Genomic DNA, 22,318 nt, shown 5'->3' with positions numbered 1-22,318 from the left:
TATGGTAAAATAAGACAAACCCAAGAATATTTTGGCCGATCAACCGTATTTGGCTAATCTTGGAGAAAAAAATTTCAGAATTAGGAAAGCAGGCTCAACTAATGAAGGTATTTAAACAAATCATCGCATTTCTCAATAAAATAAAGAACATAGACCTATTGGGATATAGAAATGAGGGACTATCCGATAAAGATAAAGAATATATAGACAGTCTCCCCACCCAAAATCCTTATGGAATTATCGGTTTGATCATTGGTGCGTTCGCATTCGCTTTTGGACCAAAATATGGCTTTATTCCTGTTCTTACTCTTATCTTTTGCATCGTAACGATGTTTACATTTGATAAGGAAAAAGAAGATAATCCTTGGCCGTTTTATATAGGTATCATACTCTCTTTCATAGGGTTATATATGTTCATTAAAGGTGAATCTCACCACCTAATCATCTAGTATGTCCACAAGTTAAACGCTAATTTGATTAGAACAGCCTGATTTTTTCGTTGATCGAGGGCAGTAATTTAATTAAATAGGAAAACAATGCCGCTACATTGCCTAACATATTCAGAAGTAAATCCGCTCTTTTTTATTTTCTTCTAGTCGCTTTTATCCTGATTCACTTTTAATATCTGTTTCAACGTAGTATGAATATTTGTAAGCGCAATTAAAATCGCACCTAGCATGACAAAGGTTACAATTTCCCCTGTAAAAAAGGAAACAATGCCAATCACTAAAAAATATAAAATGTATAAACCGTTACTCATTTCACTTCTCCTTTCTTGTAAATGTTCTTTTATCTCTGCATTTATTATACCCTATCCATCTTATGGAAAATATTGCGTATTCCATTCACACGCCAATTTCCTTGAGCTGATATCGTACATAAAGGCCTGTTCCATTAATCAGAGCGACGATTTATTTTTTTACACTAAAAAAGAACTTGCACCAGGCAAGTTCTTTAAACTCTTTCTCTGAGTAAAATACTCACGAGGTCCTCTCCTTCCTTTGCAAAAGCACAGCGGCGATTACGATCACGCCTTTAAAGGCTTCCCGTAAAAATGGCGGGACACCAAATAGATTTAAAAGATTGTTCATCACAGCAATGATCAGCATCCCATAAACCGTCCCAAGGATAAATCCTCTTCCGCCCATCATATTGGTTCCGCCGACGACGGCTGCAGCAATGGCGTCCATTTCCATTCCTCTTCCGGCATTTGAGAAGTCCATTGAGCCAATTCTCGACACTTGAATAATCGCTGCAATCGAAACAAGGAGTCCCATCAGTGCATATACTCGCAGCTTTACTTTTTCAACATGGATCCCTGAAAGCTTAGCCGCTCGTTCATTGGAGCCAACCGCAATAATTTGTCTTCCGAATGTCGTTCTATTCGATACATAGTAAAGAATGAAAGCAATGATGGCCCAGTAAATAATTGGCATTATCATAAAGCTGCCGATTTTAAAGCTAGCAATCTGTAAAAACTCTGCTGGCACTTTCGGATTATATCCCTGCATGAAATGCTGGGTTACACTGCGAAAGATCATCATCGCGCCTAAGGTGGCAATGAATGGCGGCACCTTCCCTTTAGTAATTGATACGCCAATTAACGAACCTAATAAATAGCCGAAAAGCAAAACAACGAGAATCGTAATCACAAATGCTGGAGCACCGGATATCCCCATGGCAAGCAAGAACCCTTTTGTTCCAGTGTCAAGGAGCATCATCGATAGTGCACCGGTTACAACGAGCGTAGAGCCGACAGCTAAATCAATGCCGCCTGTCATAATCACAAAAGTCATCCCTAAAGCAACGATGGCTGTTGCGGCATTGTTTCGAAGGATATTGGTCCAGTTGTTGATCCACGCCTGAAACCAGCTGCCAAAGGAATCATAATCAAAACCTAGCACAAGCGTTTGCAGGATAATCATGATGATAAGTGCAATGGCAATGCTAAAAAGCGGGTCACTTGACCACTTGTATTTAAACCATTGAAAAAAGCTTCGCTTATTTATCGCAGCCTTATCCAGATTTGGGTTCATTCCTGTCGATCCCTCCTTTTTCAGAAGTTCGCTGACCTCCCGTAGCAAGCCTCATCATCTCATGCTCGGTCATCTCTTCTCCAGCTACCTCTCCTTGAATGACGCCATGATACATAACTAGAGCGCGGTCACATATACGGATAATTTCATTTGCTTCACTTGAAAGGACAATAATGGCAATGTTTTCTTCCACAAGCTTTAGAATAATGTCATAGATATCTTCCTTGGCCCCGACGTCCACCCCTTGGGTAGGATTGTCCAAGATTAGCAGTTTCGGCTTAGCAGCCAGCCATTTCGCCAGGATGACCTTTTGCTGATTTCCGCCTGAAAGGCTCGTAATGCTGTCCGTCAGCTTCCCCATTTTTATTCTTAGCGCCTTGCGCTTTTCTGCAAACATCTCCTTATGTTTTTGCCTATTGATCGTGCCATTTTTTGAAAAAGCCGGCCAGGTCACAATCGAGGCATTCTCGATAATATTCATATCCTTGATAATCGCATTTTCCTTGCGGTTCCTGGGGACATACGCAATCCCTTCTTTAATGGCCTGTTGGGTGCTCGTGATTTTTACTTCTTTTTCGTTGAGATAGATTTTTCCGGACGCCATGTCCTCCGCTCCAAAAATCGATTGAAAGAGTTCACTTCGGCCATCCCCAAGAAGACCTGTAAAGCCAACAATTTCCCCTTCCTTAATCGAAAAGCTTATGTCTCTGAAGTAACGGCTATTTGAAAGACCCTCTACACGCAAAATCTCTCTGCCGATTTTTTTCTCTCTGTTTAACGGCTCGGTCCTTACGTCATGGCCAACCATAAAACGGGCCAGGTCATTCGTATTCACTTCATGTACGTTTCCGTCAGCGACAAGGTTTCCATCTCGGAGTATAATATAACGATCACAAATCTGCATGACTTCATTCAATTTATGAGAGATAAAGATGATCCCTACATCATGCTCGCTTAATGTTTTCATCATTTTAAAAACCCGTTCAATCTCTTGATCTGTTAATGACGTTGTGGGCTCATCCATAATAATGAAGGAGGCGTTCGTCATCATGGCGCGGCAGATTTCAACGATTTGTTTATAGGAAGCATCTAGGTCCCGGACCATCATTGCCGGGTCGAGATGAACATTCATTTGCTTAAACATCTTTTCTGTTTCTTGCTGCATTCGCTTTAAGTCCAGGCTTCCTCTTTTTGTCTTTAGCTCTCTGCCTAAAAACATATTTTCGTAAATGGGCATGTCGTTAATCAGGTTCAATTCTTGATGGATGAAGGCGATTCCAGCTTGCTGTGATTGTTTGGGAGTATGGAAAGCAGCTTCTTTTCCATTGACAAGGATGGAGCCTGAATCCATTCGATGGATCCCGCCGAGGATGTTCATTAATGTTGATTTTCCTGCGCCGTTTTCGCCTAGTAATGCACAGATTTCACCGCTTTTTATTGTAAAAGAAACATTCTTAATGACATCATTGCTTCCAAAGGACTTCTTAATGTTTCGCATTTCAATCATGCAATCACATCCGGATAGAGTTTGTAGATAGGTTGATCTGCGCTCCAGGAAGCTCGCTTACCTTGGAGTGGGCGGTGAGCCTCCTCGTCGCTTATGCTCTTGCGGGGTCTCACCTGTCACACACTTCCCGCAGGACGTTGAATAGGCTCCCTAAATAGACACCGCACGAAGGAAATGCGGATGCATTTTCGAAGATCTCGCACCTTTCGCTACGATCAACCAAGTTTTTTCAAAAGTACACCGTTTCAAAAGTAACAAACGATTAGAAACATTTTTAGAATACAATCGTATAGATTATTAACTGCTTGAAAGGGGGGATATTTGTGAAGAACATCATAACCATAGCTGCTATTGTTTTGTTTTTACTGGTTGGCTGCCAAAACATTCAAAATGGAACACTCGATACTTCTAAATTAACGTTAATAGAAATGAATGATGTGACAGATGCACAAAAGGAAAAAATGCCAGTCACATATCAAGCCCCTTCTGTTAAAGAAGGGCTTTCCGCCCTTCCATTCGAAATGAAATTGCCGGCACATCTACCTTTTAATGCTCAAGCTTTTCAACCGCCTACAATTACTGATATGTCCCATGATGGCAAGCTATTGATGGTTGATTTTAAAACCTCTTCAAAAAGTAATTCAGGAGAAGCAAATATTTTAATGATAACTGCTATTAATAGTAAAGTAGAATCAGATCTTACTAGTTCAAAAGTGGTTAAATTAAGCAGCGGTGTAATGGCTTATTCTACAAATAAGTCACTGTCCTTCTATCTAGATGGCATCTCCTACTCAATCACATATATAAATGATGACATTCCTCAAGAACAACACAAAAATGAAATCATAGATATTGCCAATCAGATGATTGAACAATAAAAGATAACAAGCACCTTTTCCTTAGAAAAGAGAGGCTATAGCCAGTGCCTTACCCCCTCTTTGATTGTTGATGCTTTTTTATGAAATTAAGGCTTAGTATGGGGAGTTTTCATCCAGGAATTCTTCATAGTTCTCTCTATCTACTATGGTTGTCGGGATGATTGTTTCTTTTTCTACTTCTTCTCCTTTTAATACTTTAAGAGCGACGTCTACAGCATCCTTGACCATTGCTGGACTGTATAGGGCGGATTGAATCCAGATGTCTTGATTTTCCGGCATCATCTTAAAATATTCCTGCATGCCGCCTCCGCCTGTTACGACTTTAATATCCGTTCTGCCTGCTTCTTTGATCGCTTGCAGGACTCCGATAGATGTTTCATCGTCCGTTGAGTAGACGGCATCAATTTTGTCCAGGCTTGTTAAAATGTCTGCAAAATCCTTTAAGCCATCTTCTCGTGTGAACTGGGTAGCATATGTGTGAAGCTCGATATCAGGGGCAATTTCTTTCATGGTTTCTGTAAAGCCCTTCCCTCTAAGCTCAGAAACGGAGCCTGATGACGGAACTTCAAGAATGACAACATTTCCTTCTGTACCGATCTTGTCTACCACATATTTCGCCCCTTGGATCCCCATGTCTTTATTGTCTCCGGCCACACGATAGATTTCATCTGAATCGATGACAATATCAAAATTGACGATCTTAATTCCTTCATCAATGGCTTTTTGAATCGGCACTTCCATTCCTTCCCATTGCGGGAAGGCGACAATCGCTTCTGCCCCCCAGGTCATGAGATCGTCTAGTTGAGTTGTCATTTCCTCTGCATTGCTGCTTGTTTGGATTTGGTATTCAATTTCGGTGGAAAGTTCCTTGGCGCGTGCTTCTGCATGGTAAGCAACCGCCGCAACCCATCCGTGTGTAACAGCTGGAGCCAAAATACCAACCTTATACTTCTTCTCTCCCGAATCACCTTCCGAACCGGTACCGCTGCCTTCATTTGTTTTTTCTGAGTTACACGCACTTAAAACCGGAATCAGGCACAACACAAGCAGCATGAAGAGATAGAAAGCCTTTTTCATTCAATAACCCCCTTAGTTTAAAAAATTGTCATCTATCACAGGCTAAAACCAGTTTAACGCTTTCATATAAAAGGAATTGTTACTGGGAATAAAGGTACGTTTGATAGACTTTAAATCCGAATCTTCTCTCCGGTTTCTAAAGATATTTCTATCGATTTCAACAGCTTAAGTGTATAAAATACATCTTCTAGCGGGATCACATGGTTTTCTTGATTCGTTTCAATGCAGTGGATAAAATAGGATAGTTCATTTTGAAAAGCATCCCCATTCACAAGGTCTATGGAAGTTTTCGTCTCATGATTATAGTAAATAAACTGTTGATTACCAATATGCTCAATATTCTCACCCGCTGCCACCCGATACTCTATCGTGCTCTGGACAGCCTGTGCTCTGAACGACATCGTAAACGGATAGCCGTTTGGCATACGGTGTGAGGCTTCAACAAATGCTTTACTATTATTTTTAAAAAGAAGGGTCGTCATAATATGATCCCAGGCACCATAGTTGTTTTTCGTGCCTACCGCATAAACGGATTCAACTTCGCCAAGCAGATACGAAATGAAATCGATATCATGAATATGGAGGTCGAATAAAGCACCACCGCTCTTTTCTGGATGACGGAACCAATCACTCCATGCCGGCGCCTGGCCTAGACGCTTGGCATGAACAATTTCGATATTCTTTAATTGATCGGATTGGCTGTAGGTTTTAATAATCTGATATGCTGGCCAAAAGCGGAGCAGATGACCGACAAATAGTCTCACGCCATTTTCCTGAACTGCTTTAAATACACGCTCGGCAGATTCCAATGACAAAGTTAACGGTTTCTCGCAGATGACATGCTTTCCGGCTCTTGCCGCCTTGGTGATAGACTCTTCATGCAAAAATGTAGGTAAACAAATGTCGATGATATCGATATCCTTGTGACGTAATAACTTATCATAGTCTGCAACAAAGGTACCGTTAAAAAGGGGGCGAATCTCCTCGTCTTCCACTTCACCTCGTGTACAAATTGCGGCAACTCGACAATTTTCAATCGATTGATACGCTTTCAAGTGCATTTTTCCGATAAATCCTAAACCAACGAGGCCAATGTTTTTCATATGGTCCTCCTTATTCGATTAGTCTTGAAAGATAGGCGTACGACCTCTTTACGGCTTCGTTCACTTCTTCTAGGTCGGCTGGACCTGCAGGGGTGAATTCAATTTCTACACTGATTGGTCCTCGGTAATTTGCATTTGTTAATATTCGAAAGATTTTCCGAAAATCTAAATCGCCATCTCCGATCGCAGGGAAGTTCCATTCATTAAATGCACCGCGTTTATCCTTTAAATGCATAAATGCTACACAATCAGCAGAGGCTTCTAGATCATCATAAGGCAAGGTATTTCCGTAAAAGATCACATTAGCTGTATCATAATTTATTTTGATACGGTTATTTAGTGAGGCAGCCAGTTTCTTCAATGCCACACCTGTCGAATAATTGTTTCCATGCGTTTCTATCACAAGGGTTTTATTTAATTTTTCACATTTTTGGATGACTGGTTCTATGTTCTCGGCGAGTATCCTTTCGTCCTCAACGACATCGGAGTCATGATGGGAATCGCCTGTAGCTGTAATGATATACGGGCAATTAAATTCTACGGCGAGGTCGATGCTTTTTAATAGGTTGTCGATTCCTTCTGCTTTCATGACGTTGCTATGGGCGCCAATTCCGACGCATTGCATTTTATACTCGTGAAGCAATTCTTTGATTTTATGAAACTGTTTGGATGACATTTCTGGCAGGACATGAGCGGTATGGTCTTTGACTGCGGATAGTTCAATTTGTGTGAACCCTGCTCTGCTTGCACCTTTTACTGCATCTTCTAGTGAAAAACCGTGATACGTGTTGGAATTGATTGCAAGCTGGTTTAACATTCTCGCCCCTCCTTTCTGCTTAATGGATGGCATTGAAACAGATAGTTAAAAATATGAAATCCATTACATGTTTAGTATGAAAATTTACTATTTTAAAGGTAAAAAGTTTGGTAGATGTTGATTTGTGCTACAGGATGCTCGCTTTCCGCGGGGTGGGCGGTGAGCCTCCTCGTCGCTTGCGCTCCTGAAGGGGTCTCACCTGTCCCACTACTCCCGCTGGAGTCTCGCACCTTCCGCTCCAATCAACTATTCATTTTTGTAGTTTCATAATAATCCTGCAGAATTCTTTACTCAATCTACAAACCTAGAATTTTATCAATTATTTTTAGACAAGCAAGTGCTTCCTTACTAGTGACTGGGGGTTCTTGGTCATGGATGATGCAATCGATGAAGGCGTCGATGACTCCAGAATTTGTTTGGTTATCATTGGTTTGAATGGGTTCTAGTTCGTATTTTATGAGGGTGCCGTCTTTTTTTTCGATCATGAGCTGGGATTCTGGGTGCTGGTAGATTTTGATTATTCCCTCCTGGCAATAAATCGTGGTTGAATTGTCTTCGGAACCATAGTAGGTCCATGAAAAGGAGGCTGTTCCTAACCTGCCTTTTTTCGTTTTTAAGGCGCAGACTACATTGTCGCAAACTTCGATGATCTTTCCTGTTTCGTCTACCTTATCAAGTGCTCCATGAAAGGAATGCACTTCTTCGATTTCGTCATCTAATAGGTAATGAATTAAATCGATTTTATGAATGCCAAGATCGCCTGCCACACCGGAGCAGGAACGGTCTTTTTTGAAAAACCAAGTGGCATTCGATTTGTCGACTCCCCAGTTTTCTGGGCCTTGATGACCAAAGGAGGTTTTAAAGGTTAACACTTCGCCTAGTTCCTTGTTATCTAGAACTTCCTTTGCTTTTTGGTGTGCCTTCGTAAAGCGCTGATTATGATCTATCATTAGTTTCTTGCCTGATTTTCGTTCGGCTTCGATGATTTCCTCGGCAAGCCTCACGTTAATCGCTAATGGCTTTTCACAGAGAACATGCTTGCCGCTTAGCAGCGCATTTGATGTATTGATATGATGCACCTCATTGGAGGAACAATCACTGATTGCTATAATGGATGGATCATTGAAAAGTTCTTCCACTGTTTTTACGGCACGTCCGCCAAATTCCATCGCTAATTCCTTCGCTCTTTCTGCATTCCGGTCATAAAATACCATTTCCTCTACATGCAGATTGGCTTTATACTCTGGTGCATGACGGTATTTAGCAATCGAACCGCAGCCGATAATTCCTACTTTCATTCTCAATCCTAAAAACCTCCTTACCCCATTGTTGACTCACGAATAATTAAATCATGATCAAGCACAACGCTTTCCACTTGTTCTCCCTTAATACTCATGATCAGCATGTTTGCAGCAGTCATCCCCATTTTGTACATCGGCTGAGAAACGGTTGTCAGTGTTGGATTCGTCATGTTGGAAAAACTTATATTGTCAAAACCGATAATGGCCAGATCGTTTGGTACATGCAGCCCGTTTCCGTTGATGCCTTTTAGCGCGCCAATCGCTAGCGTATCGGAAACTGCGAATACGGCAGTTGGCCTTTCTTCTAACTCAAGCAGCATTCTCATTGCCTGCACACCATTTTGAAATTCCAGATCTCTTGTGTGGTAGATCCATTCTTCACGAATAGGCAGATTGAACTCCTTTAGCGCTCTTTCATAGCCGCTTCTGCGCTGTCTTGCATATAAAAATTTTTCATCCGAATTAATGAGGGCAATTTTTTTATTTCCTAAGCGAATGAGATGTTTAACCGCTTGATAAGCAGCGAGCTCACTATCAATGGTTACGTATGGAATACTTCCGCCTTCGTCATATTCGCTGCAGAGGATTACAGGGTGACTTTCTGCTAATTCCGTCAGCTTCTGCATATTGACGGTCGGATCCATGGAGATGACCCCATCAGCTAGTTTATTTTTGATCATATTGAAGTAAATATTTTCCCGCTGCGGGTTTGAATCTGTTTCGCAAAGAAGAATGTTGTAGCTGTTAGCAATCGCTGTATTTTGAATCCCGTTAATAATTTCTGTGTAAAAAGGATTGGAAATGCTAGGGAGAAGGACGAGTAAAAGCCGGCTTTCAGAGTTTCTTAGATTCCTCCCTAGCATGCTCGGCTCGTAATTTAGTTCCTTAATCGCATTTTCAACCTTTAGTCTTGTTTTTGTGCTGACTGATGCCGCATGATTAAGCACTCTTGAAACGGTTGCGACGGAAACCCCTGCTTTTTCAGCTACTTGCTGGATATTTGCCATGATCCTTTCCCTCTTTCATACTCTATGACAGCAATTTGTAATCGATTACAAAATGATTTTAGAATTTATTGGATTGTTACTCAATATATTATGGTAACGCAATAAATATGGCTGTTTTATTGATAAAAACTTAGTTTGGTAGAGTTGAACTCACATGACTAATTCAAATTGCTTTTAATAATTGGCATGTAACGGATTACAAATTTCTTTTTTTTAGAGGATGGTGTTTTGATATGAAATTGGGTGTTTTTACTGTTTTATTTTCTGATAAAAGTTTGGATGAGATGCTTGATTATGTTGCTTCGATGGGGATTGAGACGGTGGAGCTGGGGACGGGCGGGTATCCTGGAGATGCGCATTGTAAGGTGGATGAATTGCTTGCGGATGAACAGAAGCAGAAGGAGTTTTTAGAGAAGATTACTAGCATAGGATTAATGATTAGTGCCCTCAGCTGCCATGGGAATCCGCTTCATCCGCAAAAAGCAGTGGCTGAGGAAGCAGACACTATTTTTATAAAAACACTGCAATTAGCAAGTAAGCTTGGTGTGCCTGTCGTTAATACCTTTTCCGGCTGCCCTGGTGACCATGAAGGTGCAAAATACCCCAACTGGCCTGTTGTCCCTTGGCCCAATGAATTCCAAGAAATTTTGAAATGGCAATGGGAAGAAAAAATCATCCCGTATTGGAAGGAAAAAGCGGCACTGGCTGAACAGCTCCATGTAAAAATTGGCCTTGAATTGCATGGCGGGTTCTCCGTACATACCCCTGCCACCCTGCTGCGTTTAAGAGAAGCATGCGGTCCAGCAATCGGGGCTAATCTTGACCCAAGCCATATGTGGTGGCAAGGCATTGATCCGGTTGAAGCTATTAAAATACTAGGGCGTGAAAATGCCATCCATCATTTCCATGCAAAGGACACGATTATCGATCAGCCTAATACAAATCGAAATGGCTTGACAGATATGACCCCTTATAGCGACATGCAAAACCGCTCGTGGTACTTCCGCACGGTCGGATTTGGGCATGATGCAAAGGTGTGGGCGGATATCATTAGTACACTGCGGCTTTACGGATATGATTATGTGGTGAGCATTGAACATGAGGATGGGCTGATGTCTGTGGATGAAGGGTTTGCGAAGGCGATTCAGACATTGAAGCCGGTGATGGTAAAAGAGTCGGTTGGGGGGATGTGGTGGGTTTAGGTGAATCAGAGGTGATTGCTGAATCTATTAATTTAATCTTTATATTAAAAAATAGTAAGGAAAGCTTTCTTTTTAAGGCTTTCCTTATCCTTGATTAATGGAAAAAACGCCATCATGTTTAGTGTGGTTGAAATACTAATTGATAAAGGAGAGTCTATTACTTAAGCTGGTTATTCAACAAACGCATACAATAACAATTACCGATTCACAGAAACCCATAAAATGTATGCGCCTTGAATGCCCTCATGTGGATACAATCGCCTCATTTCAAAATAAACATACTTCATGAATGTTACTGTATTTTTTTGTTTTTATCCGCTAAATACTTCGCATATTGAATCGTATTTCTAACTACATCTAATTCAAGTTGATTAATAATAGGCGGACCTGGCCTCCAATTTACTTCAAACAGCCACAATTTTTGGTTTTCATCTAATCCAACATCAATTCCTAATTCATCAAGTGATCGATCATATAAAGAATCAAAATGAGTAGAAAAGCTAATTGCAAATTGCTCAAGATACCTTTTAATATCGTACCAGTAGTCATCAAACTCTGTTTGTAAAAAAGAATCTAACAAAGTGCTATAACCCCCACTACCCATATTTGATGTAATGCTTCCCAAACGGCCTATCCTTGGAAAAATGGAAGTGATGACCCATTTTCCTTCTCCATTTTTTTGTACATGCAACCGGAAATCATAAACATGACCAGATTTCATTTGACATGATATAAACTGTTGAATTAAGTAATCTTCTTCTTGTATTTTAGGTATAAAGTCATGCAGTTGCTTTTCCCTCATTGAAAAGGCTTTTCCTGCCACATTCATTTTGTAATGGGATATTCCTTTCTCAATAAAAATGACACCGACGCCTTGATGCCCAGACAGCGGTTTAAGAATGAGTTTTTCATACCGTTGGATCATTTCAAAAAAATGCTTAGCCGTTAATTTTTGAAAAGGAATAAGGTATTGTTCAAACTCTTTTGCTTTTTTAAGTCTGTTATAAACACTTAATTTATCTCCAATCGAATGACTTGTAAATGGAATCCTATCACGCAAATAATCAAAAATCCCCTCCGCTTTATCACCTATAGGATAAGCTGAATTATAAATGACATCAGGAAAGGGAAATTCCTTTTCAATCCACTCGCCGTCTTCATAGACTTTCCCTAAAATTTTTTGCTTTTCAATATTTACTTTCCCTGGGGTAAAGTAAAAAAAGTTTACCCCTTCAGCTTTTGCTGCAGCGGCATAGGCGTATGATTTCTTTACATTATTGGGGTCTGCGCGATGATGAAGCATGCCAATGAGGGTCATGATCCTTCTATTCCACCTTTCTTTAAAACCTTTCCATTATTAATTAAAGTCATCGCTTATCACTCCAAAGCCTCAAGATGAAAACGCAGCTCTCTTACCGCTTCCTTGGCGATTCTTTTCGCTTCATCTTTATCATCGGATGAAGTCAAAATGTATCCGTAACGATCCCCCATAGAGAAAGGTGGACGTAAAATTTGTCCTTTTCGGGGTTTGATAAAAACCCTCTCGACACCAGGATATTGAGAACAGCGATTTTTGCCAGTCACCTTAAGTAATTTTCCTTTACAGTTACTTGTTAAATAATGAGCATAGGCATACTTATTATGTTTTTTAATGAGTCGAGGCTTATTCCCTAAAAATAATTGAATGGTTTCCTCTACTAAATTAAACCCATATGCAGCTTCAATAATTTGATTCATCGCACCGCCTGAGATTCTTGGGTTGATCTCAATCAATTTCCATTCTCCTTTTACCAAGCGCATTTCCAAATGACAAGCACCATTCTTCATTTCAAAAGCTTGTAAGATGGAACTTACTGTCTCATATATTTTATTGTAAAAGTCACGAGCGGGATCTGCTAATAGACAATATCCGGTTACGATAAATCGGCGGAAAAACGTAATCTCTTGTTCTATGATTGCGACAATATGAACTTCTCCATTGTGTACTAACACTTCAATTAAATATTGGGGGCCTGTTAAAAATTCTTCCAGTAAAATGGGTTTCTTTTCATATTTTTTCAATAGATATTGCATCGAGCGCTTTAATTGATCCTCATCATTTGCTAGTAGTACATCTTTCGAGCCAGAAGATAGAGGGGATTTTACTATAAGCGGTAAAAATTTCTTGTTGATTTTATTGATAAATCCCTCTAAAGAATGATTTGGTGAATATATTGCATAACGAGGGGTTATTGGGAGGTCTTTAAGAAGCTCACGGGTTAAAACCTTATCCTCCATTTTTCGAATGGGAGTGGCAGAGACAGCACCTGGACAAAATTCTTCGGATAAAGATGCTGCTATATGAACAAAAGGATCAACAACACTTAAAATCCCCTTTATTTGTTTCCCCTGTTTTATTAATTTGATGATCTTTTCTCTTAATTGCTCGTAATCAAAGATATCGACTAATACCATTTGATGAACATCGGGAAATTCAGTTCTTTGATCAAAGAATCTTCTTTTATTCGTTAGTAATACAGTAAAAAAGCCGAGTCGTTCTGCTGCTTGAAGTGCTTCTCTACTCGAACCAGATTTATTTGTTTCAATAAAAACAATGGTTTTCATATGCTTATGTCACCCTTTCTTCAGTGATTTTTATTAAAACCAACTGCATGTTGCTGCTTAGTATTAGAACTTTCGATTGCCGCATTCGTTCCCCCTGTACTGTCTTTTCCAGCTCCACTTGCCACTTGAGTAGCCCCCGCCATTTCTCCAGCTTGATTGATCTGATTATTGAATGGCAATTAAGTAAATAGCATCCCTTTTTACTTTATAAAATGTCGAGCGGAAGAAACTGCTTGGACAAATATACAAAGTCATAAATTTTTCCAAATAACTTTAAGCAGGATATTTTTTCACTAAGAAGAAGGACATCAGCTACTTCCTCTTAAGGAGGGCTGTCAAAAACAGGTGTATCCGCATGCCAAATTGACCAAAGAATTTTTTCATTCAGCGTTTTAATAATAAAAATACCTTCCCCAATCTTTGAAAGATTTTGAGAAGGCCTCTATTAATAGATTCTTTTTGAATGATCATTTAGATATTAAATACATACCTATATTGATAAAAGCGGGAAGAACGAATGTGAAAATTGTACAGTTTGATAGAGAGTAAACGGCAACTATATCTTAGTTTTTTATTGCAGCTTCCAAAAGGAAGATGAAAAGCGTCTTTAGCAATGATTACACTAAACTTAACTTTTCAATTGCCTGCTTTTCATCTGGAAAGAAAAATATATCCTTCCCTTTATTGCACTCGTAAATAAAGTCCTTCAAACTCTTACTTGAATATACAGAAAAGTCTCCTATAATTGCTTTTCGTGAACCTTCACAAATTGAAAAAGCGTATTTTGAATCAAAGTTTGATCAAAATACGCTTTCAATATATCTTAATTAATGATCAATTTATCATAAAGAATCTATCAGCTTGTGTTGGACACATTCATGCCTTTTCTTAAGGGAGTTAAATCCACACATCGTTTTCAGCAGTCAATTCTCCTTTTGTTTCACCCGTATTAACGACACCTCTTGGTTCCACTATCATTACGTGACATTCCTTTTCAGCATAGGGCTTATGCTCCACACCTTTTGGAACTATATACATTTCTCCTTTTGATAGCTTCACCTCACCATCACGGAATTCAATGGCCATCTCACCGTCAAGTACGATAAATACCTCATCCGTATCTTTATGATTATGCCATACAAAATCGCCCTGAATCTTGACTAGTTTAAACTGATAGTCATTCATTTCCCCAATGACTTTAGGAGACCAGTGATCAGTAAATTTCGATATCTTTTCGCTTAGATTGATTGGATGATACGCCATTTAAGTTCCTCCTCATGTTCCGTATCATTCTATCTTAACAGAGTACGATCAAACGTAGTTTCAAAATCATCCATTTATATCAAACTATAAATGGCGCAATTGCTGAAACGACGAAATGTATACGGACTGTATGGTTTTCGGGAATAATTATTCATGTGCTATTTTCGATACAACTAATTTATATGTTAGAGAAGCCCCTCTGTCACCATATCCAAAATATCACTTTTCGCTTCAAGAATATCCTTTTCTGATCGTACAGCTATCTCTTCTGCCACTTTTTGTGCGTTTTCAATCGTTGAAATTTCATCAATCGTCAGGATGTTTCTGTTTTCCATAATAACCTTCCCATCAATAATGGACGTTTCGACTTCATGTCCTCTCGCAGAGTAGACAAGATTTGGGACAATATTTCTTATTGGCTTTGTGTAGATAGGGAAAAAGGACGGGTCTTGTAAATTCACAATGATGATATCTGCCTTTTTCCCTTTTTTAAGTGAACCGACCTCATGATCAATCCCCATTACTTTAGCCGCTTCAATCGTTGCCATTCTTAGTGCCATTGTAGCGTTGAATACTCGTGGGTCAGCCAATTTCACTTTATTTAATATCGCTGCAAACTTCATTTCATTAAACATATTATTACAGTTATTCCCTGGGGCTTGATCAGATCCAAGACCAGCAGTACCGCCGGATTGGATAAAATGGTATACAGGTGGCACAAGGCCATCAATGATTCCGATACTGCCTGCGCAGTAAATCATCCCTGCCCCGCGTTTTGCTACCAGCGCAGTTTCTTCATTTGTTGCTTCTGTTAAGTGGACAGCAATTAATCGTTCATTTAAGAATCCATGCTCATCAAGAAAATCAATCGAACGTTTCCCATAGCGCTTCGCCATTTGGTCAATTTCTCTGTCTCCCTGGGCTACATGCATATGCAGCTTCGTATTTAATTTATCCCCTTGCGCCTTTATTTCATTTAATAATTCAAGACTCATCATATCTGGGCCATGCGGACCTAAGATAACAGAAATTCGTCCATCTTCGCTCTCATGATGATTTTCATATAAATCGAGATTGCGTTTTAATTTCGTGTTCCCGATGGAGGAATCAAATGGATACAGCTCCCCTACCGGCAAATCCCCTACATTATCAGGTATCTCATTGACAAGCTCAGCAACCCTAGCCCGTGCGCCTATTTTTCGATAGTTCTCTACAATAAGATCCATACGGCCGTCATAATCACAGAAGGTCGTTGTGCCTGCCTTGATTCCCTCCATAATATTGACCATGGAGCCGATGACACTTTCTTCTGCGCGTAAATGTTTTTGAAATGGCCATAATCCTTTTTGCATCCAATTCGACATGTCTTGGGCAACGCCGCGGAAAATGGCAATCCCCGTATGGATATGCGCATCAATCAAACCAGGCATGACTAATTTATTTGTTGCATCAATGACTCTCTCTGCCTGATACGCTCTTTTTATTTCATCGATCGTTCCTACGCCTTGAATCGTATTTCCTTTAATGGCGACAGCCCCATTTTCAATGAACCCAACGCCTTTTCCTTCCATTGTTAAAATATGCCCGTTTTGGATGATAAGATCTACTTTCACTTTCCTCTCTCCTAACTACATGTTTATGTTTATTGGATTTTGTGCGTTTTTCGCCTTCTTATTTAATAGATATAAAGCTGTAAATGTGGTTGCTGCAGTCGCTACAATTCCCAGCCAGCCAATGGTTGCACCAGATACTAAAAAGCCTATAAACGAACAGATTCCTATTAAAATGGCATAGGGCAATTGCGTTCTTACATGTTCAATATGGTCACAGGCTGCACCTGTTGAAGCTAAAATGGTTGTATCGGAAATGGGCGAGCAATGATCACCAAACAGCCCGCCGCTAATGACGGCTCCGGCAACAAGTGCTAAATTAATATCCATAGCTACTGCCATTGGAATCGCAATTGGCATCATGATTGCGAATACTCCCCATGAGCTTCCAGTCGCAAAAGCAATTAATGAACCAAGTAAGAATATAAGTGCCGGGACCGTAAAGGATGGCAAATAATCACCAACAAGCTGGGACATATATGCACCTAACTCCATTTCACCAGCAATTTTTCCAATCGACCAGGCCATGACTAAAATCATTGGAACAATCATTAAATTAATAATGCCTTGAGTCCATTCATCAAAAGCTGTTTTAATCGAATGAAGCTTCGAGGCAACAGAAATGACACCAGCTCCAATGGAGCCTACCAAAAATCCGCAAGAAATCGCTAAAACAATATTAGCATTAATAAACGAGCCTCTAAATCCATTCTCGGCAATGTTCCCTGTCCAAAAAATAACTGTAAATATCGTTACAAATAGCAGAAGCATCGGAACTAAAAATTGATAAAACTTAAATTCATAGCCTTCTGGAAATTCATCCCCTTTTTCAGCAACGAGCGGCTTATCATTTTTCCCGATGACTTCTCCTGTCTCTATGGCTCTTTTTTCCGCATGGTACATCGGACCAATATCAAGACCCGTATTAATTACGTATAGAACACCAATCATCGCAAAAAGACCATAAAAATTATAGGGAATCATCTGAATAAATAAAGACCAAGGGTTATCTGTTAAACTAAGAGCGGTAATCTGTGTGGCGAGCAATCCTGTGATGAAGGGGCCGTAGCTGCTGATGGGGGACATAGATGCAAGTGAAGCGCCCATTGAGTCTAAGATGTATGCCAGTTTCACACGTGACACATGCAGCTTATCGGTTAATGGCCTCATAATCGTTCCAAGAATGAGAACAGGCTCTGTATAGGAGAATAGCAATGCACTCCCCCATGTCATGTTTTGTGCTTTTCTTCTAGTATTTACTTTTTTCGTAGCGACTTGGGCAAAAGCTTGGGCGGCGCCAGTTACTCTTAAAATATGAATAAAGCCGCCAGCAAGAGAGACTAAGATTAAGAGTGCCGCATTCCATGGGTCAGCGATCGATGGGACCATATAATCTGAAATGCTTTTCGCAAATCCTGTTAATGGATTCCATGAATTTATGATGGTTGCTCCTGCCCATACACCAATAAATAAGGACAGAATCGTTTGTTTTGAAAGTAAAGCAATGACAATTGCAATTAACGGCGGCAAAATGGCTAACGCCCCAAATTCCATATATCTTCCCCCTTAAGTAGTTGTGACTAGCATAAAACGTCTAATAATTATTTTTCGTCACCTCCTTAAAAGAGTCTTCAATCGCTTGAATTAGTTTCTTCATATGGCTTTCCATTATGACCATCGCTTGGTTTGCATCCTTCGATTTTATAGCTTCCAAAATTTCTTTATGGTCTTTTATGTAGTGCTCACCTTGAGAATTTGTTTTTAGAAAAGGGAATTTTTTCTCCATTTCAATTTCTTCATGGATTAGTAATTTTAAGGCAGCGCTAAGAAAACGGTTTTGGGATGCTTGGGCAATCAGTTCATGGAAATGGCAGCCCACTTCAGTTAACTGTAAGTTTTGGCTCACATGTGCACAATGCTCTTGAAACGAGTGTTCTATCCGCTTGATATTCTCCTCTGTCGCGTTTAATGCCGCCAGCCTAGCCGTTTCCACCTCGATGACGATTCTTGCATGCATGAGCTTAAGCAATTCTTCCTGATTTTTAGGCTTTGAAGCTTCGAGAAATTCCTTTTCAATCGTAAAGCGATTTAGTTCCTCCTCTATCGCATGTAAGCATTCAAGCCCAGCTTCAGATATGACTCTTCCTTGATTTTTATAGAGTTCTGTATACCCCCTTTGATCCAAAATTTTCAGGAATCTTCCTATGCTCGCAACGCTTACTTCGATGTCGTATTCAGCTAATTTCTCCTTCAGGTTCCAAGAGCCTAGAGGATTTTTTGAATCAGCTACTATTCTGAGAATGACATAATTTCTGTAGTCATTCTCATTTTTAAAATACGCTTGCTTCATTTCCTTAATCAAAATAAATCCCCAACTTTCTTTCCTGCTCATCAGTAATGAGTAGTGATAGTTCTAATATTTCGACTTTTCTGTTTTAATTCCTTCTTGGTAATAAAAAAAATTAGATGATCGTTAACTAATAAAAGCATTACTTGATTAATAGTAATGCCTTCATTCGTACAAACAGATTATTTGGAAAACATTCCACAATTATTTAGGATGTCATCCGTACTAAGTAAAGATGCTTCTCTAATACTCACGTTATTCTCTTTCATAAATGACTGTACTGCTTGGTACCCGACCGCATATCCTGCAAATGATGATAAGCCAACAGGCTGGTAGCCTTGTTCCTTTGCAATGGTGTCACCAAACATATAGCTGCTAACCTCAGCAAAGCCTTTCACATCTAGTGCATCTTTTATAACTTCTTTTGAGTATGCTAAGTCCTCCGTATCAAGAGACGTTACCCAGGGCCCTAAAAGAGCTTCTCCATAAAGTTCTTTTGCAAAAGACTCTGCTAATCCTTCTATAATTAAGTAATCACCAACCGTTACGTTTCCATGATCCCAATCAAAATAGGAGAAACGTATATTATGATGAAATTCATGGGCAATGACGGCAGGAAGTCTTGGAATATTATAGGCATTGGGATATATAGATATTTGAATAAATCCTGGAATGCCTCCAAATCCACAATACCCTTTTTGTAATTCGAGCTTTTTCGGGTCCGCTATGAACATGCCAAATCTCAATTCATCCGCATGTACCTTTAAATTATTCTCTTCAATAAAGACAACACAATCATTCAACGTATTTTGTGCAGTTTGAAGAGCTTGAATTTCTTTTAATCTCTCTAATGCCCTTCTCCCCATTTCAGTATCTGATATGCTAAGATACCCAAGCATGTTTGTAGCCATAAGTACATCATATCCATTCGGCTGCTTTGCTTTTAATGGCACATTAATCGTATTCCACATTTTTTCAAACGGCTTCATCATTGAGTACCGGTAAAAATTTTCTCTATCTTCCTCTATTGCAAACAAGTTTTCATATTGTTCCACCGTATCCTCTATTATTATTTTCATTCCTGCCACCTCTTTTTTTGGTAATCTGTAAAAATCTCAAACCCTCATGCTCAATTGCCACTATAAAGGATTACGCAACGTAAAAGTCAATATTAATTTTCTATGTAAATAAAATGATGAAAGACAAAAAGAGAGCCATTCAATAAATGAACAACTCTCCTTCGTATTTCAACTCTATTCATCTAGTGTCTGCCAAATTAATATTAATAAAAATGAAGTGGATAGGTGCGATAGCTTGCCACTGGCATTTTTTCTGTTGTGTAGAAGCCCGGAGCAGCTTTTAATACATCTGGGATTCGATTCACAACTGTTGCGCAGGTTAATTCGACTGTTGCAGGATTTGAAATTTTCACCACTGTTTCTGGCTCACCTTGAATGACCCAATCATTACAATCCGTTTCACCTTCCGCATACACTTTGCCAATACATTCGCTTACAATCACAGGTCCTTGATGGGTTGCAGTCGTCACAACAGCTGACATTCCTGTTGCGTGTCCAGCAGGGATTGTTTTTCCTAATGTTTCTGAATATAAATCTTCGTGATGCGTCATTGGCACTAATTTCTGATTCTGAGATTTAATCGTCCAGCCAAATTGGGAACATAGCCATTCATTTGAATTTCTCATAAAAGATGGAAGATCATTATTGCTAGCAATTTTTTCCTCAAATTCTTCTAATGTTAAACCTGCTCCATGCACCTCGGCAAGAGCAATTCCGTAATGCTCAACATTGTAGCTGGATTTCCCTTCAATGCGAATAATATGATGTGTAGCACCAGCTAAAGTAGTGATTAAGTTCCCCCAGAATACATCCTGATAGCCAGACCCTGTTAATGTACAATGATGATCTTTTGCTAAACGGTCTAAACGATTCGTTATTTCAGGTGAAGTAGTCCATGGATAAAAGGCTTCTTCACAAGTAGAGATTGCATTTACGCCGTGACGAGCAGCTAATTCAAAAGCATCAGCAGTGTCTGTCATTAAGCTCTTCGTCATAATAATACAAACGTCAGCATCCGTTTCTTTAAATACTTCTTCAGCATTCCTTCTAATAGGGACATTTAGTTTAACATCTAATCCAGCGACTTCCCCCACATCCTTCCCGATAATCGCTGGATTCGAATCAATGGCTCCAACAATTTCTGCACCTTTTTCATATAAATAGCGCAAGCTAACCATACCCATTTTTCCACAACCATATTGAATAACGCGAACTTTTTCTAACATCACTTATTCCTCCTTGGTTTGCTCAGTATTTCACATGTTAGTATACATGTAAGAGAGTTTCTATAGTTATATCGTAAACCTTATTGTTACAATAAGGTCAAGCACTATTTAATTTCTTTTTCACAGGAATTTGCAGTTTCATAATCATCCGGCGTTCATACTGTGTCCAGCACGGCAATTCCACAATAACTTCGCAAATATAATCTCCAGCTATTTCAAGCTGATTTTCCACGATATAATCGATTAATTTAAAGGCATACACTTTCTCCTGCGAAAAGTGATCACAGTAAATCGATACGTATTCATGTGCAGGCAGACGCTCGATTCCCTTTACGTCGGAACAAGTTGCATCAACAAACATGAATATCTCTGTGGACGTAAGCTTCCTCTGTTTAATGGTATCCATACGAGTAATCGAGCCTACATTACAAAAATACGAAGTTGGGAACTGATGAATAAGGGCTAGATCCCTTAGCCCCCTCAATATATATTCATATGTTTCTAACTGATCGTCATAAATATCTCTTTTCCCGTCATAGCAATAAATGATTCGTTCTGGGAGGTATTCCCTCTCAACTACTCCCATTTCCGGGATTTGCCTATATGCCCTATAGTTTTCGGCTGCTATCTTCAGCGTTTTTTTCATTTGTGCTAGCTCATTCATTTTATGATCAATCCATTGAATTTTTTCATCAAGAAGCTTTGGAATGGAATCCGCATCTTTTTCTGCAAAAGCTTCTTTTATTTCTTGCAGTGTAAAGCCCATATTCTTTAAATACTTTATAAAATCCAGACATGCACATTGCTTAATACTGTAAAAACGATAATTTGTTTCTGGATCAATATAGCATGGTGACAGCAGCCCGATTTTATCATAATGATGCAAGGTTTGAGTCGTAATATTGTTTAGCTTCGCCATTTTCCCGATGGGAATCTTTTCTCGCATTGTTAAACCTCCTAGCTGTCTATCAAAGTAGAAAAAATAATTACTTTTATTATGACAGCGAAAGAGGATCATTTTACGCTATTATTTTGAACATTTTATGGAATGGAAACATCACCGAGGACTAGTTAGCATACAAGTAGCAGAATGACCGTCTCACTAGGACATACACGATATGTGACAACATTGTTATGTCGACGCGTGATTTTGTTATATAAATCAAGGGATTGGATAAATATTACCTGCTAAACTATACGTTGTTCAGAACATTTAGACTAACATGCGTGGAAACGACGCTGCTTCACCTGCTAGGAGCAT

The 22,318-nt window shown here is 39.5% G+C and carries 21 protein-coding genes and 1 pseudogene; 3 read left to right on the top strand and 19 right to left on the bottom strand.

All coding sequences use genetic code 11. From position 1 onward, the window contains the following. The first annotated feature begins 101 nt into the window (after positions 1–101). Positions 102–449 (top strand): cell division protein FtsK, encoded by a 348-nt coding sequence (locus RUH74_RS18980; protein WP_313802853.1) that lies wholly within the window; start codon positions 102–104, stop codon positions 447–449. Positions 450–592: 143 nt separating this feature from the next. Here RUH74_RS18980 and RUH74_RS18975 read toward each other — a convergent pair whose 3' ends face one another. The 3 genes from RUH74_RS18975 to RUH74_RS18965 all read right to left on the bottom strand — a co-directional run bounded on the left by RUH74_RS18975 (position 593) and on the right by RUH74_RS18965 (position 3,543). Beyond that, on the bottom strand, positions 593–760 hold the full coding sequence (locus tag RUH74_RS18975) for a hypothetical protein (RefSeq protein ID WP_313802851.1): 168 nt from the start codon (positions 758–760) through the stop codon (positions 593–595). A 220-nt stretch (positions 761–980) separates the two neighbouring features. Continuing rightward, positions 981–2,036, bottom strand: coding sequence for an ABC transporter permease (locus tag RUH74_RS18970; protein WP_313802849.1), 1,056 nt, complete (start codon positions 2,034–2,036; stop codon positions 981–983). After that, positions 2,017–3,543: a sugar ABC transporter ATP-binding protein gene (locus RUH74_RS18965; protein WP_313802847.1), complete on the bottom strand. Its 1,527-nt coding sequence runs from the start codon at positions 3,541–3,543 to the stop codon at positions 2,017–2,019. The genes RUH74_RS18970 and RUH74_RS18965 overlap by 20 nt, the downstream gene beginning before the upstream one ends. Positions 3,544–3,866: 323 nt before the next feature. Between RUH74_RS18965 and RUH74_RS18960 the strand changes: the two genes are divergently transcribed. Then, positions 3,867–4,421, top strand: coding sequence for a hypothetical protein (locus RUH74_RS18960; RefSeq protein WP_313802845.1), 555 nt, complete (start codon positions 3,867–3,869; stop codon positions 4,419–4,421). A gap of 93 nt (positions 4,422–4,514) precedes the next feature. Here the strand turns inward: RUH74_RS18960 and RUH74_RS18955 are convergent, their stop codons facing one another. The 5 genes from RUH74_RS18955 to RUH74_RS18935 all read right to left on the bottom strand — a co-directional run bounded on the left by RUH74_RS18955 (position 4,515) and on the right by RUH74_RS18935 (position 9,726). After that, positions 4,515–5,498 carry an ABC transporter substrate-binding protein gene (locus tag RUH74_RS18955; protein ID WP_313802843.1) on the bottom strand — a complete coding sequence of 328 codons (984 nt, stop codon included), beginning with the start codon at positions 5,496–5,498 and terminating at the stop codon, positions 4,515–4,517. Between the two features lie 110 nt (positions 5,499–5,608). Then, positions 5,609–6,601, bottom strand: a complete 993-nt coding sequence (locus tag RUH74_RS18950) for a Gfo/Idh/MocA family protein (protein ID WP_313802841.1) — start codon at positions 6,599–6,601, stop codon at positions 5,609–5,611. A 10-nt stretch (positions 6,602–6,611) separates the two neighbouring features. Then, positions 6,612–7,418, bottom strand: a complete 807-nt coding sequence (locus RUH74_RS18945) for a sugar phosphate isomerase/epimerase family protein (RefSeq protein WP_313802839.1) — start codon at positions 7,416–7,418, stop codon at positions 6,612–6,614. A 296-nt stretch (positions 7,419–7,714) separates the two neighbouring features. Continuing rightward, positions 7,715–8,722, bottom strand: coding sequence for a Gfo/Idh/MocA family protein (locus tag RUH74_RS18940; RefSeq protein ID WP_313802837.1), 1,008 nt, complete (start codon positions 8,720–8,722; stop codon positions 7,715–7,717). Between the two features lie 14 nt (positions 8,723–8,736). Further along, entirely contained in the window at positions 8,737–9,726 is a 990-nt protein-coding gene (locus tag RUH74_RS18935) for a LacI family DNA-binding transcriptional regulator (protein ID WP_313802835.1), read from the bottom strand. A 233-nt stretch (positions 9,727–9,959) separates the two neighbouring features. Between RUH74_RS18935 and RUH74_RS18930 the strand changes: the two genes are divergently transcribed. Beyond that, positions 9,960–10,928 (top strand): sugar phosphate isomerase/epimerase family protein, encoded by a 969-nt coding sequence (locus RUH74_RS18930; protein WP_313802833.1) that lies wholly within the window; start codon positions 9,960–9,962, stop codon positions 10,926–10,928. Positions 10,929–11,220: 292 nt separating this feature from the next. On the opposite strand, the gene RUH74_RS18925 is transcribed toward RUH74_RS18930, so the two are convergent. From RUH74_RS18925 to RUH74_RS18875, 11 genes and pseudogenes are all read right to left on the bottom strand, one after another. Continuing rightward, positions 11,221–12,246, bottom strand: a complete 1,026-nt coding sequence (locus RUH74_RS18925) for a YheC/YheD family endospore coat-associated protein (protein WP_313802831.1) — start codon at positions 12,244–12,246, stop codon at positions 11,221–11,223. Positions 12,247–12,305: 59 nt separating this feature from the next. Continuing rightward, the gene (locus RUH74_RS18920; RefSeq protein ID WP_313802829.1) at positions 12,306–13,532 is read right to left on the bottom strand and encodes an ATP-grasp domain-containing protein; all 1,227 of its coding nucleotides are present in this window, start codon (positions 13,530–13,532) and stop codon (positions 12,306–12,308) included. Between the two features lie 20 nt (positions 13,533–13,552). Further along, complete coding sequence (locus RUH74_RS18915) at positions 13,553–13,711, bottom strand: hypothetical protein (RefSeq protein WP_313802855.1); 159 nt, start codon at positions 13,709–13,711, stop codon at positions 13,553–13,555. A 438-nt stretch (positions 13,712–14,149) separates the two neighbouring features. Beyond that, positions 14,150–14,281 (bottom strand): annotated as a pseudogene (locus tag RUH74_RS18910) (DUF4180 domain-containing protein); the annotation flags it as partial. A gap of 148 nt (positions 14,282–14,429) precedes the next feature. Continuing rightward, the gene (locus RUH74_RS18905) at positions 14,430–14,795 is read right to left on the bottom strand and encodes a cupin domain-containing protein (protein ID WP_313802827.1); all 366 of its coding nucleotides are present in this window, start codon (positions 14,793–14,795) and stop codon (positions 14,430–14,432) included. Between the two features lie 185 nt (positions 14,796–14,980). Further along, positions 14,981–16,408, bottom strand: a complete 1,428-nt coding sequence (locus RUH74_RS18900; RefSeq protein WP_313802825.1) for an amidohydrolase family protein — start codon at positions 16,406–16,408, stop codon at positions 14,981–14,983. A gap of 15 nt (positions 16,409–16,423) precedes the next feature. Beyond that, positions 16,424–17,959, bottom strand: coding sequence for a Na+/H+ antiporter NhaC family protein (locus tag RUH74_RS18895; RefSeq protein ID WP_313802823.1), 1,536 nt, complete (start codon positions 17,957–17,959; stop codon positions 16,424–16,426). A 40-nt stretch (positions 17,960–17,999) separates the two neighbouring features. Then, the gene (locus tag RUH74_RS18890; RefSeq protein ID WP_313802821.1) at positions 18,000–18,767 is read right to left on the bottom strand and encodes an FCD domain-containing protein; all 768 of its coding nucleotides are present in this window, start codon (positions 18,765–18,767) and stop codon (positions 18,000–18,002) included. A gap of 167 nt (positions 18,768–18,934) precedes the next feature. Beyond that, positions 18,935–19,831 (bottom strand): DUF2268 domain-containing putative Zn-dependent protease, encoded by an 897-nt coding sequence (locus RUH74_RS18885; RefSeq protein WP_313802819.1) that lies wholly within the window; start codon positions 19,829–19,831, stop codon positions 18,935–18,937. A gap of 203 nt (positions 19,832–20,034) precedes the next feature. Further along, positions 20,035–21,057 (bottom strand): NAD(P)H-dependent amine dehydrogenase family protein, encoded by a 1,023-nt coding sequence (locus RUH74_RS18880; RefSeq protein WP_313802817.1) that lies wholly within the window; start codon positions 21,055–21,057, stop codon positions 20,035–20,037. Between the two features lie 97 nt (positions 21,058–21,154). Further along, entirely contained in the window at positions 21,155–22,003 is an 849-nt protein-coding gene (locus RUH74_RS18875) for a MerR family transcriptional regulator (protein WP_313802815.1), read from the bottom strand. Between the last annotated feature and the right edge of the window lie 315 nt (positions 22,004–22,318).

Origin of the sequence: Cytobacillus sp., assembly GCF_032154635.1 — a bacterium.
GTDB lineage: Bacteria > Bacillota > Bacilli > Bacillales > Cytobacillaceae > Cytobacillus.
The sequence above is the reverse complement of the archived record's forward strand: the minus strand, read 5'-3'. Positions and strand labels throughout refer to the sequence as shown.

What these genes read in the sequence shown, in the direction of transcription:
- RUH74_RS18980 (WP_313802853.1), top strand. Translation starts at nt 102, where the DNA reads ATGAAGGTATTTAAACAAATCATCGCATTTCTCAATAAAATAAAGAAC.
- RUH74_RS18975 (WP_313802851.1), bottom strand. Translation starts at nt 760, where the DNA reads ATGAGTAACGGTTTATACATTTTATATTTTTTAGTGATTGGCATTGTT.
- RUH74_RS18970 (WP_313802849.1), bottom strand. Translation starts at nt 2,036, where the DNA reads ATGAACCCAAATCTGGATAAGGCTGCGATAAATAAGCGAAGCTTTTTT.
- RUH74_RS18965 (WP_313802847.1), bottom strand. Translation starts at nt 3,543, where the DNA reads ATGATTGAAATGCGAAACATTAAGAAGTCCTTTGGAAGCAATGATGTC.
- RUH74_RS18955 (WP_313802843.1), bottom strand. Translation starts at nt 5,498, where the DNA reads ATGAAAAAGGCTTTCTATCTCTTCATGCTGCTTGTGTTGTGCCTGATT.
- RUH74_RS18950 (WP_313802841.1), bottom strand. Translation starts at nt 6,601, where the DNA reads ATGAAAAACATTGGCCTCGTTGGTTTAGGATTTATCGGAAAAATGCAC.
- RUH74_RS18945 (WP_313802839.1), bottom strand. Translation starts at nt 7,418, where the DNA reads ATGTTAAACCAGCTTGCAATCAATTCCAACACGTATCACGGTTTTTCA.
- RUH74_RS18935 (WP_313802835.1), bottom strand. Translation starts at nt 9,726, where the DNA reads ATGGCAAATATCCAGCAAGTAGCTGAAAAAGCAGGGGTTTCCGTCGCA.
- RUH74_RS18930 (WP_313802833.1), top strand. Translation starts at nt 9,960, where the DNA reads ATGAAATTGGGTGTTTTTACTGTTTTATTTTCTGATAAAAGTTTGGAT.
- RUH74_RS18925 (WP_313802831.1), bottom strand. Translation starts at nt 12,246, where the DNA reads ATGACCCTCATTGGCATGCTTCATCATCGCGCAGACCCCAATAATGTA.
- RUH74_RS18920 (WP_313802829.1), bottom strand. Translation starts at nt 13,532, where the DNA reads ATGAAAACCATTGTTTTTATTGAAACAAATAAATCTGGTTCGAGTAGA.
- RUH74_RS18905 (WP_313802827.1), bottom strand. Translation starts at nt 14,795, where the DNA reads ATGGCGTATCATCCAATCAATCTAAGCGAAAAGATATCGAAATTTACT.
- RUH74_RS18895 (WP_313802823.1), bottom strand. Translation starts at nt 17,959, where the DNA reads ATGGAATTTGGGGCGTTAGCCATTTTGCCGCCGTTAATTGCAATTGTC.
- RUH74_RS18885 (WP_313802819.1), bottom strand. Translation starts at nt 19,831, where the DNA reads ATGAAAATAATAATAGAGGATACGGTGGAACAATATGAAAACTTGTTT.
- RUH74_RS18880 (WP_313802817.1), bottom strand. Translation starts at nt 21,057, where the DNA reads ATGTTAGAAAAAGTTCGCGTTATTCAATATGGTTGTGGAAAAATGGGT.
- RUH74_RS18875 (WP_313802815.1), bottom strand. Translation starts at nt 22,003, where the DNA reads ATGCGAGAAAAGATTCCCATCGGGAAAATGGCGAAGCTAAACAATATT.